The sequence below is a fragment of the Corynebacterium uberis genome (assembly GCF_020616335.1).
Taxonomy (GTDB): Bacteria; Actinomycetota; Actinomycetes; order Mycobacteriales; family Mycobacteriaceae; genus Corynebacterium; species Corynebacterium uberis.
In genome coordinates, this window is the sequence record NZ_CP085051.1 from 164,750 (window position 1) to 180,054 (window position 15,305).

Annotated in this window: 12 protein-coding genes; 2 read left to right on the forward strand and 10 right to left on the reverse strand. The window is 67.4% G+C overall.

What is annotated here, in order from left to right; all coding sequences use genetic code 11:
• Nucleotide 1: 1 nt before the first annotated feature.
• The 7 genes from LH390_RS00745 to LH390_RS00775 form a co-directional block, all read right to left on the reverse strand.
• Nucleotides 2–766, reverse strand: coding sequence for a type 1 glutamine amidotransferase (locus tag LH390_RS00745; RefSeq protein ID WP_227281068.1), 765 nt, complete (start codon nucleotides 764–766; stop codon nucleotides 2–4).
• Nucleotides 763–2,070 carry a Mur ligase family protein gene (locus tag LH390_RS00750; RefSeq protein ID WP_227281067.1) on the reverse strand — a complete coding sequence of 436 codons (1,308 nt, stop codon included), beginning with the start codon at nucleotides 2,068–2,070 and terminating at the stop codon, nucleotides 763–765. The genes LH390_RS00745 and LH390_RS00750 overlap by 4 nt, the downstream gene beginning before the upstream one ends.
• 20 nt (nucleotides 2,071–2,090) lie before the next feature.
• Nucleotides 2,091–3,464, reverse strand: coding sequence for an exonuclease domain-containing protein (locus tag LH390_RS00755; RefSeq protein ID WP_227281066.1), 1,374 nt, complete (start codon nucleotides 3,462–3,464; stop codon nucleotides 2,091–2,093).
• 34 nt (nucleotides 3,465–3,498) lie between these two features.
• Entirely contained in the window at nucleotides 3,499–5,394 is a 1,896-nt protein-coding gene (locus tag LH390_RS00760) for a hypothetical protein (protein WP_227281065.1), read from the reverse strand.
• A 465-nt stretch (nucleotides 5,395–5,859) separates the two neighbouring features.
• Nucleotides 5,860–6,696, reverse strand: a complete 837-nt coding sequence (locus LH390_RS00765) for an ABC transporter permease (protein ID WP_227281064.1) — start codon at nucleotides 6,694–6,696, stop codon at nucleotides 5,860–5,862.
• Nucleotides 6,689–7,450 (reverse strand): ABC transporter permease, encoded by a 762-nt coding sequence (locus LH390_RS00770; protein WP_227281063.1) that lies wholly within the window; start codon nucleotides 7,448–7,450, stop codon nucleotides 6,689–6,691. The genes LH390_RS00765 and LH390_RS00770 overlap by 8 nt, the downstream gene beginning before the upstream one ends.
• A complete protein-coding gene (locus LH390_RS00775; protein ID WP_227324336.1) occupies nucleotides 7,447–8,514 on the reverse strand; it encodes an ATP-binding cassette domain-containing protein in 1,068 nt (355 codons plus the stop codon). The genes LH390_RS00770 and LH390_RS00775 overlap by 4 nt, the downstream gene beginning before the upstream one ends.
• Nucleotides 8,515–8,849: 335 nt before the next feature.
• On the opposite strand from LH390_RS00775, the gene LH390_RS00780 reads away from it, so the two are divergent.
• Complete coding sequence (locus tag LH390_RS00780; RefSeq protein WP_227281061.1) at nucleotides 8,850–10,619, forward strand: ABC transporter ATP-binding protein; 1,770 nt, start codon at nucleotides 8,850–8,852, stop codon at nucleotides 10,617–10,619.
• 74 nt (nucleotides 10,620–10,693) lie between these two features.
• A complete protein-coding gene (locus tag LH390_RS00785) occupies nucleotides 10,694–12,343 on the forward strand; it encodes an ABC transporter ATP-binding protein (protein WP_227281060.1) in 1,650 nt (549 codons plus the stop codon).
• On the opposite strand, the gene LH390_RS00790 is transcribed toward LH390_RS00785, so the two are convergent.
• Genes LH390_RS00790 through LH390_RS00800 form a run of 3 tightly spaced genes read right to left on the reverse strand, consistent with a single transcriptional unit; the run spans nucleotide 12,344 to nucleotide 15,191 of the window.
• Entirely contained in the window at nucleotides 12,344–13,822 is a 1,479-nt protein-coding gene (locus tag LH390_RS00790) for an ABC transporter ATP-binding protein (RefSeq protein ID WP_227281059.1), read from the reverse strand. It lies immediately after the preceding gene.
• Nucleotides 13,819–14,565 carry an energy-coupling factor transporter transmembrane component T gene (locus LH390_RS00795; RefSeq protein ID WP_227281058.1) on the reverse strand — a complete coding sequence of 249 codons (747 nt, stop codon included), beginning with the start codon at nucleotides 14,563–14,565 and terminating at the stop codon, nucleotides 13,819–13,821. Before LH390_RS00795 ends, LH390_RS00790 begins: the two co-directional genes overlap by 4 nt.
• Nucleotides 14,565–15,191 carry an MptD family putative ECF transporter S component gene (locus LH390_RS00800; RefSeq protein ID WP_227281057.1) on the reverse strand — a complete coding sequence of 209 codons (627 nt, stop codon included), beginning with the start codon at nucleotides 15,189–15,191 and terminating at the stop codon, nucleotides 14,565–14,567. Before LH390_RS00800 ends, LH390_RS00795 begins: the two co-directional genes overlap by 1 nt.
• Nucleotides 15,192–15,305 lie beyond the last annotated feature (114 nt).

Consider the following 15,305-nt stretch of genomic DNA (forward strand, 5'->3'; position numbering starts at 1 on the left):
GCTACTTCTGGCCCAGCCGCTCCAGGCGCAGCCGATCGATGATGGGGATTTCCAGGGGCTCGAGTTCGTCGAGCCGGATGCCCATGGCGCGGGCCAGGAGGAGATCCGCCAGCTGGGGGTTGCGGGCGAGCGCGGGGCCGTGCATGTAGGTGGCAATGACGCTGCCTTGGACGGCGCCCTCGGCGCTGGTTTGGGCGGTGGCGTCGCTCAGTCCGGCAGCGCCGGTGGAGTCGCAGTTGCCGGTGCCGCGGGTGACGGTGCCCAGGGGTTGGGCCTGGGGGCCGAGCACGGTGGCGCCCATGTGGTTTTCAAACCCGGTCAGCGGTTCGGTCAGCTCGGAGGTGATGCCGGCCCGGGTGGGGGTGGAGGCAACCTCGCCGATGGCCCGGGTGGCCAGGCCGGCGGTGGTGGCGTCCACCAGGCCAACACCGTCAACGATGCGGTCGCCGGCACGGAAGGATTCGCCGAGGACCTGAAGCCCGGCGCAGATGGCCAGGATCGGGCGGCCGGCCTCCGCCGCGCGGGTCAGGCCGCGGTCGGCGATGAGGTGTTCTGCCGCCAGGATCTGGGCGGTGTCCTCGCCGCCGCCCAGGGTGTACAGGTCCAGGGTCTCTGGCACGGGCTCGCCCAGGCGGATGCGCTGGATCTGCGCGGTGATGCCGCGCATGCGGGCGCGCTGGCGCAGCACCAGGGCGTTGCCGTCATCGCCGTAGGTGCCCAGGACGTCCGGGAGGACCAGGCCGATGGTCAAGGTGGTGCTGCTCATCGTGCGGTCTCCTCAGCGGTCAGGCGGGCGAGGTCTTTCTTCAAATCTCTAAAGGCGGTGTAGTTGGCCAACACTTCAACCCGCCCGGGTGGGCAGGCGCGGATGGCCGCCACGGGGTCGGGGATGTGCTCGTGGTCAATGTCCGCGTAGGTCAGGCGCACGGCAAGGTCGGTGCCGCGCTGCCCGGCGGCCTTGACGGACAGGGACTCGAAGTCCTCGAAGCGCACGTCCCACAGCCAGGACAGGTCCTCGCCGTCGGCAACCTGCCCGTTGACGGCGATGACCAGGCCGTCGGCGCTGCGGTCCACCATGGACAGGGCCTCCTGCCACCCGGCCGGGTTTTTGGCCAGCAGCAGGTGGATCTGGTGGTCGCCCAGGGTGACGGTGGAGTAGCGCCCGGCGACGTTGTCTACGCCCTCGGCGGCGCGCACGGCGTCCGTCAGGGGGATGTTGCAGGCGCCCACGGCGGCGGCGATGGCCTGGGCGGCGTTGCCGCGGTTGGCCCGCCCAGGAAGGGTCAGGGTGAGTTCGGTGTCGCCCTCGGGGGTGTGCAGGCCGGCGTCGTCGACGCTCCAGGTGGGGGTGGGGCGGCGGAAGGGGCGGCCGTCGGGAAGCGGTTTGACGGCGTACCAGTCGTCCCCATCGTGGACGATGTGCCCGCCGGTGCGGGGGCAGGATACGGCGTCGCCGACCCAGCCGGCGCCCGCGGATACCCACACGACGTTGGGGGCGTCATAGGCCACGGAGGTCATCAGGACGTCATCGCAGTTGGCCACCACCAGCATGTCCGGGTGGGCGGCCACGGCGCCGCGCAGCGCGCGTTCGATCTTGTTGATCTCGCCCACGCGGTCGAGCTGGTCGCGGGTGAGGTTGAGCAGCACCAGGGCGGTGGGGTGGAGGCGATCAGCCACGGCCGGGACGTGGAGTTCATCGCACTCCAGGACCAGGGTCTCGGCGTCGCGGTGCGCCAACAGCGCGGAGATGATGCCGGCGTCCATGTTGTCGCCGCCGTCATTGGTGGCCACGGTGGAGTGGGTACGCACCGCCGCGGCGAGCATCCGGGTGGTGGTGGATTTGCCGTTGGTCCCGGTCACCAGGAGGCAGGGCCGCCCGCCGCCGAGGTTCTCCATGATGGTGGGGTCGATGGCTTGGGCGATTAGCCCGCCGATCATGCCTCCGGCGCCGCGTCCGGAGACTCGGGATGCGGTGGTGGCTAGCCGCGCGGAGGATACCGCCGCTAGTCCGCGCAGCCGGCGCAGCCGGCGCGTTACGAAGTCAGGGGCCGGTCTGAATTCGGGACTCATGGTCTCTAACCCTAGTAGGTTCACTCCTGCGTGCGCGGGTTCGGCTTAGTTTGTGTATTGCTTGCCGGTTGGTTGCGCCCCGCGCCGCCGCGCCCGGACCGGGAGCCGCGCCCAGAGCGCCGTCCGCGACCGCCCCGCCGGGCCTGGCCACCGCGTCCCCCGCGCCCGCCACGCCCACCCTGGGAGCGGCGTTCACCCTTCTCACCCTTCTCACCCTTTTCGCCCTTCCCGCCGCGCGCGGCGCGGGGGCGCTCATCGGGGGTGGGTGCGGCATCCGGCTTCGCTGCCGTGGGCGTGTCGGCCGCCTGCGCTGCGGTGCGCGCGGCGGTGAGGAAGGCGGCGTCGGCAAGCAGGGGGATGCCCTTGCGGGCGGCGTGCATGGCCTTGCCCCGCAGGTTCGTGGTGGCGTTGCACACCACCAGGGAGGTCGCCCGGCTGAGCTTTTCGGAGTAGGCGAGTCCGGCGTCCTGGGCGGCGGCGATGAGGACGTCCGGGTCGATGGCCGTTTCGGGGGCGAGGACAACTTCCATGCCGGGCAGCAGCGGGGTGCCGGGGCGCCAGGTGCCGGGGTTGTCCGTGGTGCGGGGCGCGGCGGCGGCGCTCACGCGCAGGTCGCTGCGTTGCAGGCCGACGGCGTCGGCACGCAGGGTCTGCGGATCGATGCGCGTGAGCGGGTGGTCCCCATCTGCGGCGAGCGCCAGGTAGGTGGCGATGAGCAGTTCAGTGGCGGCGCGGGTGGTCGCCGCCTCCGGCTGGGCCGCCCGGGCGAGGCTGGCGGTGGGCGGCTCCACATCCGCAACCCCCGCAACGGCGGCGAGGTGCGCCAGGCGGGTATCGCTCAGCGGAATCTCGGCGCGCCGGGCGGTGGCCAAGACGTCAATGATCGCGGTGGGCGTGGGGATGTGGCCGACGCGCTGGCGGCGCGCCCCCTTCCCGGAGCGGGCGCCATCGCGGCGGTTGCGGCCCCGCGAACGGTTAGCACGGGCGGCGGCGTTCATGGTTCGGCGCGCCTCGCTGATGATAAATCCCCAGGTAAACGCGGCATCGTGGACAACCAGCTCGCGGCCGTCTAAGAGTTTGTCCAGCTGCTTGAGCAGCGTGGTCCACCGGCGCCCGTGGTGGATGTCCTCCGGGGTCAGCCCGTGATAATGCACCGGCCCGAGGTTGGTGTCCGGGCCGGGGTTGACCACGGCGTGGAATTCCTCCACGATGCGCGGCGCCGCACTCGCCTGCGGCGTGGCCGACTCCTCCGCCGCGGCGGGGTCACACACGAGCGCGTCAATGGCGACGATCCTCCCCGTGCTGGGGTGGATGCCGGTGGTCTGGAGGGTGAGGGCCACGAACTGCCCGGCGGGGGCGTGCGAGGTGGCCTGGGCGGCATCGTGAGTAGTCATGGTTGCCCCCATGGTAGTGGTGCCGGGTGGGACATTAATCGCGTGGGCGGAACATGAACCACAGGCTGCCCAGGACCAGCAGGATGCCGCTGCCCAGCAGGATCAGCGCGGTGGAGGTGCCCAGGGACAGGTCGTCGGTGATCTTGAAGTACCCCAGGGTGGCCACGGTCACCGCCAGCGCACCGGCGATCACGCCCAGCGCCGCCAGCCAGGACATGCCATCCATCGATCCGCCGTCCTTGCTCACCCTGCTTGCCGACGCCCCACTGACCTTGCGGTGCGAGCCCGTCACCGGCGCAGGCTCGGGGTCCGGCACGCGCGGAATCATTGCGGTTTCAAAGTCGTCCGCCGGGGCCGCCGGGGCGGGAGCCTCCGCGAAATGGGAGCCCAGGCGCGCATTGGGGTAGGGCAGCGGCGGGTAGGCGTCATCGACCTTATCGTCGGTGAACTGCGAATAGTAGGCGTCCTGCTGCGGCTCCTCGGCCTGGGGTTCCGGCTGCGGGGCAGCCGGCGCGGGCTCGGGCGCCTGCACCTCCGGTTGGGCAGCGTAGGACTGCGCATAGGAGGAGGCCTCATAAGAGGGGGCCTCGTAGGTGGCGGGCTCATAGTGGTGCGCGCCGCCTTGCTGCTCGTAGCTGGGCTGGCTGTAACCCTGTTGCTCGTACGCGGCGTGGCCGTAGCCCTGCTGCTCATAGCTGGGCTGGTCATATTCAGCGGCCGCCGGCTGTTGCGCCGCGGGCGCCTCCGGCTGCCAGTAGGGGGCCGCCCCGTGCCGCGGCTGCTGGGCGGCGGAATAGTCCTCGTAGGAAGAATACGGCGTGGCCGGGGCGATCGGCTCCGCCTCCACCACGGGTTCCGGGGTGGGCTCCGGCTCCGGCTCCGGATCCGGGGCTGCGTGGCGAGCAACAGACTCCACCGCGGGGAGGGGAGCCGGCTCCGGGTTGCGCACCGCGGTGGCCCAGCCCGTGGTCGGGGAGGCGGGCCAGCTTCCGGTGCCAAAGGGGGCGTCGAGAAGCGAATCAGAATGCGCGGACTCCGTGGACGGAGACGACGGCGAACTAATCGCCTTCAGGGGGCCGCCGATGGGGGTGTGCAGCGGCTCCGCAAGCTCCTCGCCGGAGACCGTCACCGCCCAAGTGTTGGGGGTATGGGAGGAGACGATCATGGGGAACTCGCCGGTGGCCGGCTGGTAGGGGTCGAGCGCCGGCAGCGGAGAGATCGTCGGCTCCAAAGCAGACTCATCCATCCGCGTCGTCGAGGCGGCGCTGATGATCACCCGGCGCTGGCCATCGGAGTCATAACAGAACGCGCGGGCCACCGGAACCAGGCCCAACATCTCATAATGGTCTACGATGCCCCGGATGTCCGCGGAGTCATAGGCAGACAGTGGGCCAAAGACGCGATCATCCGCGATGGCAACCACGGCGTCATCGACCACCGTCAACGTCACCAACCACTGCGAAGGAATGTTGAGATCGATCAGCCGCTGCGCGTCACCAGCCGTGACATCAATATCCCGCAACTCGCCCTCAGGCAGCAGCGCCCACTCCCCAGTAGGCGGAACATTAGTGGGCATAACAAAAACCGGGGCCGGGAAATACAACTCGCCGCTGAGCGTTCCGCTGCCAGGAGTCAGCGCAATCCGCGCGTTGACCTCGGGGGTAGCCCCCCGGTTGAGTAGGTGATCCAACTGCGGATACGTTTGGCGCAGGTTGCGCGGCAGCCGCCCAATACGGGTCTTGCCGTGGCTGACCAGCAGGCCCCCGGTCACCGGGTCCGGGGTGAGACTAAAGGTAGTAGAAGTAACCCCATCGCGGGCCACTTGCGCGCCTAAGAGCGAAAACAGGATCGCTTGGCTAGAACCCTCGACAGGGACCGCTGCTCCGCCGTCCTCATAGAACGCAGGCAACAGGTACGGGGTCGTACTCATGGGGCGGATCTCCTCGCGGTTGGTCGTCAACCCTTGAAAGTCTAACCTCCAATACTGCCATGGCAAGAGGTAGGTAGGTCACCGGCAACACCTAACGGTGAGACCTCACGCCAGGCGCCCCGCCTACAACCGATACGCCTGGTCCCGGCGCGCCGGGCGAACCGGGCGCGCCCGGCAGATAAGACAACTCGGCGGCGAAACCTGCCGGCGCGTGCCGGTCGGGGTGGGAGCGGCGGATCGTCGGCGGACAGTCGTCGCGCGGTGTGGATAGCGGGGGCGGTGGCGGCAGGTGAGGCAACCGTGCCGTGCCGCCTGCGGTGGTGGCGCTGGCGCGCGCGTGCAGGGTGCCGGTGACCCGGGTGGGAATGGGCGGCCCGGGTGGCCTGGGTGGTCCGTGGTGGCCCGGGGCACTGGACCGGGCGGGAATGGGTGCCCATTGGTATAGGTGGCGTGGTCACCGCAGCGCTAAGACATCACCGGGCGCCGGAACGTGCCAGCAGCCGCGAGCAACACCACCGTCAGTCCCACCATCCAGATCAGGAACATCCACACGGGCGCGCCGGGCTGGCCGGCCTCGAGGATCTGGGAGGCCGGGGATCCGTCGATGGTGGTGGCGGCGCGAACGGCAAAAGTCAGTGGATTCCAGCGGGCCAGCGGCTGGACTACTCCGGCGAAGCGCTCCACGGGCACGAGCCCGCCGTTGAGTGTCATCGCCGCCATGATGATGGGGGCCGGGCCCATCGCGGACTCCGGGGTGGAGCCCATCGCGCCGACGGCCGCCGATAGCGAGGCCGCAGTCATCGCACCCAGCACGATGACAACGAGGATCCAGCCGGCGCCAGCCCACGAGTGGATGCGCAACCCGGACAGCAGGGCGGCCACGAGCACGGAGCAGCCGGACAGGGCGCTGCGCAGGCCGTCATATCCCCAGCGCCCCAGCATTTCCGGAGCCGTGCCATAGCGGGTGGTGGCAATGCGGGCGGTGATGCCGCGCTGCCGCTCCCGGAGGATGTGCGCAGCAGCCGAGGTGCCGTTCATGAGCTCGCACGACAGGATCAAAGCGATGGTCAGGGGTAAAAGATCGAGCTGGTTGGTGCCCTGGGATGCGGCGATGAGATCACCGAACAGCCAGCGCATCACCATAAACATGAGGAAGGGTACGGCCAGGGTGTTCATGACCACGGCGCTATCCCGGCGGGCGGCGCGCAGGTGTCGGGTGAAGTGAGCGGCCGCGGTAGCCGCCCAGCTGGCGTCCTGGCGCATGCCAGAAGCTGTGCGGGTGAGAGTTGAGGTACTAGGCATGTTTCCTCCCCTGCAGGGCGACGGTGAAGCCCCAGACACCGATGATGGTCATGGCGATCAGCCAGCACAGCGCCTCGATCCCGCGGGTGCCGGTGGCGGCGCCGCTAAGCAGGTTGCGGGCCGTATCCAGGATGGGCGACAGCGGCACGTGCCGGATGACAGGGCCGATGCCGGAGGGCAGGGCGTCTGCTGGCACGAAGGCGGTAGAGAACAGGATCAGCACCAACACGAGGTTCTGGAACAACAGTGAGGTAGACACTGGCTTGGGGGAAAGCAGGCAGGCGCCATCGGCACACGCCGAGAAGATGATGGTCAGCGCCGCGAAGAGCGCCGCAGTCAGGAGGATGCGGCCAGGGCCGCCGTCGAAGTGGGCACCAAGCAGCAGCGCGACTACCACGACGATGGCGCAGGACCAGGCGGCGCGCGTGAGGTCCGCCAGCAACCGGCCGCAGACGATCGTCCAGGCCGGGGCACCGGTGGTGCGGATGCGGTCATGGAGGCCGTTTTCGGCGTCATGGGTGATGGCCAGCGAGGATCCGCTGGCGGTGAACACGATGGCCTGCACGACACCGGCTGGCAGCAGAAACGCGGCGTAGTCCACGCCGATCTCCCGGGCGGCCTTGGCAAACGTGGCGTAGAAAATGGCCACGAACAGGCTGGGAATAGCCACGGCGGAGACCATCACGGCCTTGTTGCGGATGGTGCGCAGGACGTCGCGCCGCCAGGCGGCAGCGACGGCGCTCCACGGGCTCACCGGGAGCCCCCAGCGTCGGCAGGCGAATTGCCACCTGCGGCGGCGATGTCCCCGCTGCCAGCGATGGCAAAGTAGACGTCGTCAAGCGTGGGCGGGACAAGCGAGACATCGGTGATGGCATCATCCTCGCCGTCCCACAGCTCGAGGGCGCGCACGAGGGTGCGGTGGCCGTCGGGAGCATCCACCCGCACAGCGACGCCCTCGCGGCGCGCCGCCATGCCGTGCTCACCCGCCATGGCCTCTAGGCGCTCGGCGTCTTCTGGGGAGGCCATGGTGATCAGGCACACCGTGGTGCCGTAGCGCTCCTTGAGCTCGCCCGGGGTGCCCTCGTCGAGGACCCGGCCGCCGGCGAGCACGGCGACGCGGTCGGCGAGCTGGTCGGCTTCATCCAGATACTGGGTGGTCAGCAGGATCGATGTGCCATCAGCCGCGAGGTTGCGCACCGTGTCCCACACGGAGTTGCGGGCCGCAGGATCCAGGCCGGTCGTCGGCTCATCAAGAAACAGCAGGGCAGGAGGCACGGTCAGCGACGCGGCGATGTCCAGGCGCCGGCGCATGCCGCCGGAGTATTCAGACACCAGGCGCCCGCCGGCCGCGACGAGGTCGAACCGCTCCAACAGGGCATCGGCGCGCGCCCCCGCGTCGCGGGCCCGCAGCCCAGCAAGACGGCCGAAGTACACGAGGTTTTCCTGCCCGGTCAGCTCCTCATCGACCGCCGCATACTGGCCGGTCAGCGCGATGGCGGAGCGCACTCCGGCAGGCTCATCGGCCAGGTTGTGGCCGTCCACGATCACGGTGCCGTCGGAGGCGGGCAGCAGGGTAGAAAGCACGTTGACCAGCGTGGTCTTGCCGGCGCCATTAGCGCCGAGTACCGCGAGGATCCCGCCGCGGGGGATATCTAGATCAACGCCGCGCAGGATCTCTGCGCGCGTCTTTTTCTTCCCCAGGTGGCACCGCAGTCCCCGGACCGTGAGGACCAGGTTGGGTTCGTCGTCGGTGGCCGGTACCGGCGCGACGCTGCTCGTGGGGGCGTCTCTGTGTGTGAGATGTCGTGCGTCTTTCATCTTTTACCTCTGGTAGCCAGTCAGCACTATGCACGGGAAAATGTGCACCGCCGCCCGCCCGTCCGCCAGAGGAGCTCACCTGCGACAGGACAGGAGCACGGTCGCGCGCATCTGGTGGCAGCAATGGCGTCGGTGGCGTCGGGGCTGCGGTCAACAAATCCTATCATGATTAAGTAATACGGGTTAGTAGAACCTAAAAGAGGCGTAGGCTTGCCTCGGAATCATCGTGGTGGACAGCACCCGGAACGGGGGCTGTCCTGCATCCGCGCAATCCGTGCTCGCAGATCGAGTTAGGGATCCGACCCAGCCGATTGTTGTACCCCACCGAGGACCCCATGGCCGACACACAACAACGCCCCACATCCTTCTGGCAGATCTCGCAGCCTGCCCACGCACAGATCGCCCTGTCAATAGTGCTCGCGATTCTTGCGGCCGTGCTTTCGCTTGCCCCGGTCGTGGTGCTGGTGGAACTGGTGCGCACCGTCATGCCCGCCCTCGACGGGCAGCCTATTAACGCCCAGCGGCTGTGGCTGCTCGTTGCGGCACTGGCGCTTGCCACTGTTGTGCACGGCGAGGCCACCGTGACAAGCCTCCAGATCAGCCATAAGGCCGACGGCCTGCTGGGCCAGCACCTGCGCCAGCGGCAGATCACCACGCTGGGACGCCTGCCGCTGTCCTGGTTTACCCGCACCCCCTCGGGCACGGTCAAGACCTATGTGGAAGATGACGTCACCAAGATCCACCAGCTCATCGCCCACGCGCCGCATGACTATTCCGCCGGAATCCTCGTGCCGCTGCTCAGCTTGGGCTACATGTTTTTCGTGGACTGGCGCATCGGCCTGCTCGGCCTGATCCCGCTGCTGCTGGCCGTGGCAACGATGCCGCTGATGATGCGCCAGTTTGAACAAAAGGCGGAGAAGTTCACCACCAGCCAGAAGCAACTCGATGCTGCGGTGGTGGAACTCGTGCGCGGCATCCCGGTGATCAAGGTGTTCGTGCCGCAGGGCTTTGACCAAAGCATGTTTCTTGAACGCTCGAGGCGCTTTGGCCGGTTCTACCGCGATTGGGTGCGCTCCACGGTCCACCCCACCGCGTTGATGAAGATCTTTACCTCCACCGGCTTTGGGCTGCTCGTGGTGGCGGTGGCCAGCCCTTGGCTGATCACGTCGGTAGGGCTCCCGGTGTCTGACGTGTTGGCGGCGTTCCTGCTGATCAACAACATTGCCGCGCCGCTTGTGATGCTCTCGCGCACGAACATCATGTTCAGCGAGGCCAAGGCCGCCGCCGCGGAGCTGACCGAGTTCTTTAATATCCCGGTCCTGCCGCCGGCAGCGGGTGACACTGAACCCGCCGACGCCGGAATTGAGCTAGAGCAGGTGGGCTTTTCTTATGTGCCGGGCATCCCGGTGCTCAGGGGCATCAGTGAAAAGCTCACGCCCGGCAGTATTACTGCGGTGGTGGGACCATCTGGCTCTGGCAAGTCCACGCTGGCGTCCCTGATTCCTCGGCTGCTTGATCCCACGGAGGGGGCGGTGCGCATTGGTGGCGTTCCCAGTACCCAGCTGCGGCCCGATCAGCTCTATGGCCGGGTCGGATTTGTTTTCCAGGACGCCTATGTGATGCGCATGAGCGTGCGCGACAACATTCGGCTGGCGCACCCGCAGGCCTCCGATGAGGACGTTATCCGTGCGGCGCGTGCCGCCCAGATCCATGAGCGCATCATGCATCTGCCGCGCGGCTATGACTCCGTGGTGGGCGAGGACGCGCAGCTGTCCGGCGGTGAGCAGCAACGCCTGGCCATCGCCCGATCCATCCTGCTCGACGCGCCGATTCTGGTGTTGGACGAGGCCACCGCCTTCGCCGACCCGGATTCTGAGGCCGCGATCCAACAGGCCATCACCCAACTTGTGGAGGGGCGCACCCTGGTGGTGATCGCCCACCGGCTGCATACCATCACCGGAGCGGACACAATACTCATGTTGGAACGCGGTGAAGTCACCGAATCGGGCACCCACGATCAGCTGGTTGCCGCAGGTCAGGGCTATGCCACGATGTGGGCGCGCTACCAAGCGGCGCAGGCGGGCATCCGCGGGGAGGAAGACTAGTGATTCGCACACTCTATGCACTCGGTAGTCCCGCTAATCGACGCCGCCTAATTCTGGTTCTCACTCTCATTGCGGTGTCAGCTCTCGCCCTGGCCATCGGACTGATCCTCATCGCCTTGTTCCTGGATACGTTGTTTAGCGCGGGGCCGGCGCAGGCGGCGGGGTGGCTGCCGTGGATCGTGGCGGCGGTGCTCATCTACGCTGCCGTTGATTGGCCCACCGAGGTCATCGCCCAGGATCTGGGCCATGATTACGTGCTGCGCATCCATGAGCTCATCGCCGAGCGCACCGTGGAGCTGCCCCTGGGCTTTTTTGATGAGGATCGCTCCGGGCAGATCGGCGTCACGGCGACCAGTGGCGCGCTCTTTGCCGCGAACGCGCCGGCGATGATGCTGCGGCCGATGATGCACGGCGCCGCGGCGGCGGGCCTGGCCAGTGTGTTCCTCATCGCCGTGGACTGGCGGTTGGGCCTGGCAGCCGTGGGGGTGGCCGCCGTGGTGTGGGTGACCTACCACCGGCTGATGGCGCAGTACCGCATCGCGGAACGGCACAAGGGTGAGCGCAACGAACACGGTGCTGCCCAGGTGTTGGAGTTCGCGCAAGTGCAGCCGGTGCTGCGTGCGGCGGGGCCAGATTCCTTGGGTGAGCGTGCCATCCGCGCCGCCATCCGCGAGCAGTTCACCGCGCAGCGCCATACCCAAAAGACAGGCGAGATGATCATGGGCCGACTGGCCACGATCATCATGATCGGCACCGTGGTTATCGACGCGCTGGCCACCGTCTTGCTCTTGCACCACTGGTTGGAGGTGGGCACCTACATCGGCGTCATCGTGCTGGTGTTCATCCTCGCCCGCGTCGCCATGGCCGGCCTGCCCTATGGCGAAGGGCTCCAGGCGGCCCGCAATACGCTCGCTGAGATCCAAAAGATCCTCGACGCGCACGTGCTGCCGGAGCCGCACACCCCGCAGCACCCCAAGGACAACGGCATTGAGCTAGACGGCGTGGGCTTTGGCTACGCGCCCGATACCCCGGTGGTCGGGGGCGTGAGCTTCACGGTTCCACCCGGTACCACCACCGCGCTGGTTGGACCCAGCGGCTGCGGCAAAACCACGCTGCTTAAGCTGGTCGCCCGCTTCTACGACGTGGACCGCGGCGCCGTGCGCATCGGTGGGGTAGACGTGCGTGACCTGGGCACCCGTGCGGTTCTTGACTCGCTGGCCATGGTGTTCCAGGACGTCTACCTCTTTGAAGCCACGCTCTATGAGAACATCCGCTTAGGCCGCCACGATGCCACCCGTCAGGAGGTGCTTCGGGCCGCGGAGCTGGCCGGCGTCACCGAGATTGCCGCTGGCCTGCCCGACGGCTTTGACACGCTGATCAGCGAAGGCGGATCCAACCTGTCTGGCGGTGAGCGCCAGCGCGTGTCCATCGCCCGCGCGCTGCTCAAGGACGCGCCGATCGTGCTGCTTGACGAGGCCACCAGTTCCCTCGACGTCAACAACGAACACCTGGTGATGCGCGGTATGCAGGCGCTATCCCACAAGCGCACCACCATTGTCATCGCCCATCGGCTGCACACCATCCGGGATGCGGACCAGATCGTGGTGATGAGCCCGAACGGCAGCGTCGAGGCGATCGGTAGCCACGACGAGCTGATGGAAAGCTCGCCGCGCTACCGGGGCTTTTGGGGAGAAAAGACCGACGCCAACAGCTGGAGGCTGTAGCTACTCGTCTTGGCCGCGCAAGAACCGCACCGTGCGTTCGAGCGCCGCGCTGGTGCAGGTCTCGGCAGCGGCCAGCTTGCCTGCCGTCACGTGCAGGAGGCAGTCGCAGCAGCGGGCCAAAAGCTCCACGTCGTGGGTGACCACCAGGACGGAGGCGCCCTGGTTAGCCAAGGTAGCTAAGAGCTGGGCTACCTGATCCATGCGGCGCAGGTCGAGCCCGCTGGTGGGTTCGTCGAAAACGATCACCTCGCGCTGGCTGAGTACCGCGGAGGCAATGGCGACGCGCTGGCGCTCACCGCCAGACAGGGACATTGGGTGCCGATCGCGCTGATCGGCCAGGTCTAGCGCGCCAAGTACCTCGGCCAGTCGAGCATCATCTGCCGCAGGCTTCCCACCGGTACCGATCATCACGTCCGCGTCGACGCTCTCCCCGAACAGCTGGTGGTTGACATCCTGCATCACCAGGTAGGAGTGGCGCAGCCGGTGCCGCGGCGAGGCCAGGGTCTGTTCCCCGATCCGCACGGTGCCCCGTGCTCGTGGCTCGATACCCGTCAGTGCGCGAACAAAGGTGGACTTACCGGCGCCATTGCGCCCAACCACCCCGATCACCTGGCCCCGTGGTAGCTGCGCATGTCTGATGTCCAGGGCAGGAGCACTGGCCTGTGGGTACGTCAGGCGCAGGTTGTTCAGCGTCAGGGTGTCCTCCACGGCCCGGGGTTGACGATGGACCTCGGGCACCACCCGTGTGGAGCGCAGCCCCAGGTGGTGCAGCTCATCGTCGCTCAGGGCCCGGAACTGCTCGCCGGTGAGGTCGTGGGCGATGGCACCGTGGCTTAAGACCAGGACCCGGTCGGCCAGATCCGCCAGGTACGAGAGCCGATGCTCAGCCACCAGGATGGTCCGGCCCTGGGCCTTCCACCGGGCGATAACCTCGTGGAGCTCATCGACGGCCGCCAGGTCGAGGTTTGCCGATGGCTCGTCGAGCAGCAGCACATCAGGGTGCATCGCCGCCACGGAGGCGCACGCCACCTTCTGCTTCTGCCCGCCCGAGAGCGCAAACAGGCTCCGGTCGAGCAGGTCCGTCATGTGGAAGTCCGCGCTCACCGCGCCGATTCGCCGCCGGATCTCCGTAGGCGCTACGCCCAGGTTCTCGCAGCCAAACGCCAGCTCGCTGCTGACCTCCAGGGTGAAGAACTGTGACTTGGGGTTTTGGAAAACCGAACCGACGCGCTCGGCGATCTGTTGTGGGGGAGCGTGCGTGATGGGGGCGTCGTTAAGCAGAACCTCCCCAGAGATGTGGGCCTGACCGAAAGCGAAAGCCACCCCATTGATCAGGCGAAGCATGCTGGATTTTCCGCAGCCGGACTCGCCGCACACCACCACCAGCTGCCCCGCGGCAATAGACACAGACAGATCGCGGAGCACCGGCTCGGCGTCGTCCTCGCCGTAGCGCATCGACACGTCGCGCAACTCAATCATAAGTGCATCACCCCACCGGCGATCAGCAGGATCACGGCCACAGCCAGAACCACGATGACTACCGCATCACCTGCGCGGAAGCCGATGTCGCACAGCGTAGTGCGCCGGTGCGCCGAGCCCAGCCCACGGGTGACCGCAGACATAGCGAGCTCGTTGCCAATGCCCACCACCGAGACCAACAGCGGCACAAACCGATACTCCAGCATGGCAACGGGATTGCGCACACCAGAAATACCCCGCATCCGCATCGCGGTGCGGATATCGCGGTACTCCTCGGCGATGGTGGGGAAAAACCGGAAAATAATGGACGCAGGGATAGCCAACGCATCAGGACAGTGAATACGCTGCATCGCGGCGACGAACTCGCTGGCAGAGACCGTGCGAAGCAGGTACCAGCAGCACGTGATACCGGGGACGATCAGCGATACACCGCCGCACCACGTGGCGCAGATATCCACGATGAGCGGGCGGTCCGGCCACCCCCGCACCACCAGCACGGGAAGCCCCGCCAGCACCGCGAACGTCACCGCGTAGCGCACGGCTGGCGCAACCAGACCCGAAGCGAGGAAGAGCGCGCCGGGAACGGCGATGAGCAGCCACCGCCCAGCCTGCCCCAGCGTGCTGCCCGAGCCAAAAGAAGAAAGCAGCACCGTAGACACCGCAAGAATGACGAGCACCGTGGTGCGCGGATCCAGATGCAGCCCGACGCCGCGGTGCCCGGCCCCAGGCATCGTGGGCGACATCAGGCGATGCCCGCCCGCTGAAAGTGCTTGGTAAAGATGCGCCGGCCCAGCAGCCCGCCGAGGATGCCGCAGACGAACGTGACGCCAACGATGATCCCGAACAGCCAGCTCATCTGTCCAAGAGAACCCAGACCGTCGGCGAAGCTGGACCCGTACTTGGCCTGCATATCGCTACTGTCTAGGTACTGCTGCGTGGTGAAAAATAACGGGATGTAGGACGCGGTGGGGCTCACAGCCATGAACGCGTAGGCCAGCACGCTGTGGGCAGCGCTGCGGTAGGTGCCCGCGCGCAGCACCAACTCGGCGATGACCGCCATCACCAGGCTCATCACCAACGGCCACACGCCTAGCCCCAGCAGCAGGCTGGCAATGCCACTGAGCGCCAGAAAAATAAAGACCATGCCTGGCTTGTGCACCTTGGCCAGGAACAGCATCATCGGGATGCCCAGGACAAGCGCCTGGATGCTGGTGATCATGACGTAGGTGATGGGGGTGATTCCGATGAACGCGATGGCGACGCCGGCCACCATGTTGATGACAAAAAAGATGCCAATGGTCATCAGATCGGGGATGGTCAGCCGCTGCATCCGCGCCGCGCCGGGGGTGGTGTCAGCAGTGGTAGGCATGATGGTTCCTTTCGGCGAATGCTGCGTGCGTGCAGCCGAGCAGGCCACGCCAGGGGCGCTCCAATGAGGTTAGGGTACTCTGCGCTACGCAAGGGGACAATGGCTAGCGCTGTT

Excerpts from the sequence above, each read along its gene's own strand:
- LH390_RS00760 (WP_227281065.1), bottom strand. The coding sequence starts at position 5,394 with ATGAGTACGACCCCGTACCTGTTGCCTGCGTTCTATGAGGACGGCGGA.
- LH390_RS00750 (WP_227281067.1), bottom strand. The coding sequence starts at position 2,070 with ATGAGTCCCGAATTCAGACCGGCCCCTGACTTCGTAACGCGCCGGCTG.
- LH390_RS00775 (WP_227324336.1), bottom strand. The coding sequence starts at position 8,514 with ATGAAAGACGCACGACATCTCACACACAGAGACGCCCCCACGAGCAGC.
- LH390_RS00800 (WP_227281057.1), bottom strand. The coding sequence starts at position 15,191 with ATGCCTACCACTGCTGACACCACCCCCGGCGCGGCGCGGATGCAGCGG.
- LH390_RS00755 (WP_227281066.1), bottom strand. The coding sequence starts at position 3,464 with ATGACTACTCACGATGCCGCCCAGGCCACCTCGCACGCCCCCGCCGGG.
- LH390_RS00765 (WP_227281064.1), bottom strand. The coding sequence starts at position 6,696 with ATGCCTAGTACCTCAACTCTCACCCGCACAGCTTCTGGCATGCGCCAG.
- LH390_RS00745 (WP_227281068.1), bottom strand. The coding sequence starts at position 766 with ATGAGCAGCACCACCTTGACCATCGGCCTGGTCCTCCCGGACGTCCTG.
- LH390_RS00780 (WP_227281061.1), top strand. The coding sequence starts at position 8,850 with ATGGCCGACACACAACAACGCCCCACATCCTTCTGGCAGATCTCGCAG.
- LH390_RS00790 (WP_227281059.1), bottom strand. The coding sequence starts at position 13,822 with ATGATTGAGTTGCGCGACGTGTCGATGCGCTACGGCGAGGACGACGCC.
- LH390_RS00795 (WP_227281058.1), bottom strand. The coding sequence starts at position 14,565 with ATGTCGCCCACGATGCCTGGGGCCGGGCACCGCGGCGTCGGGCTGCAT.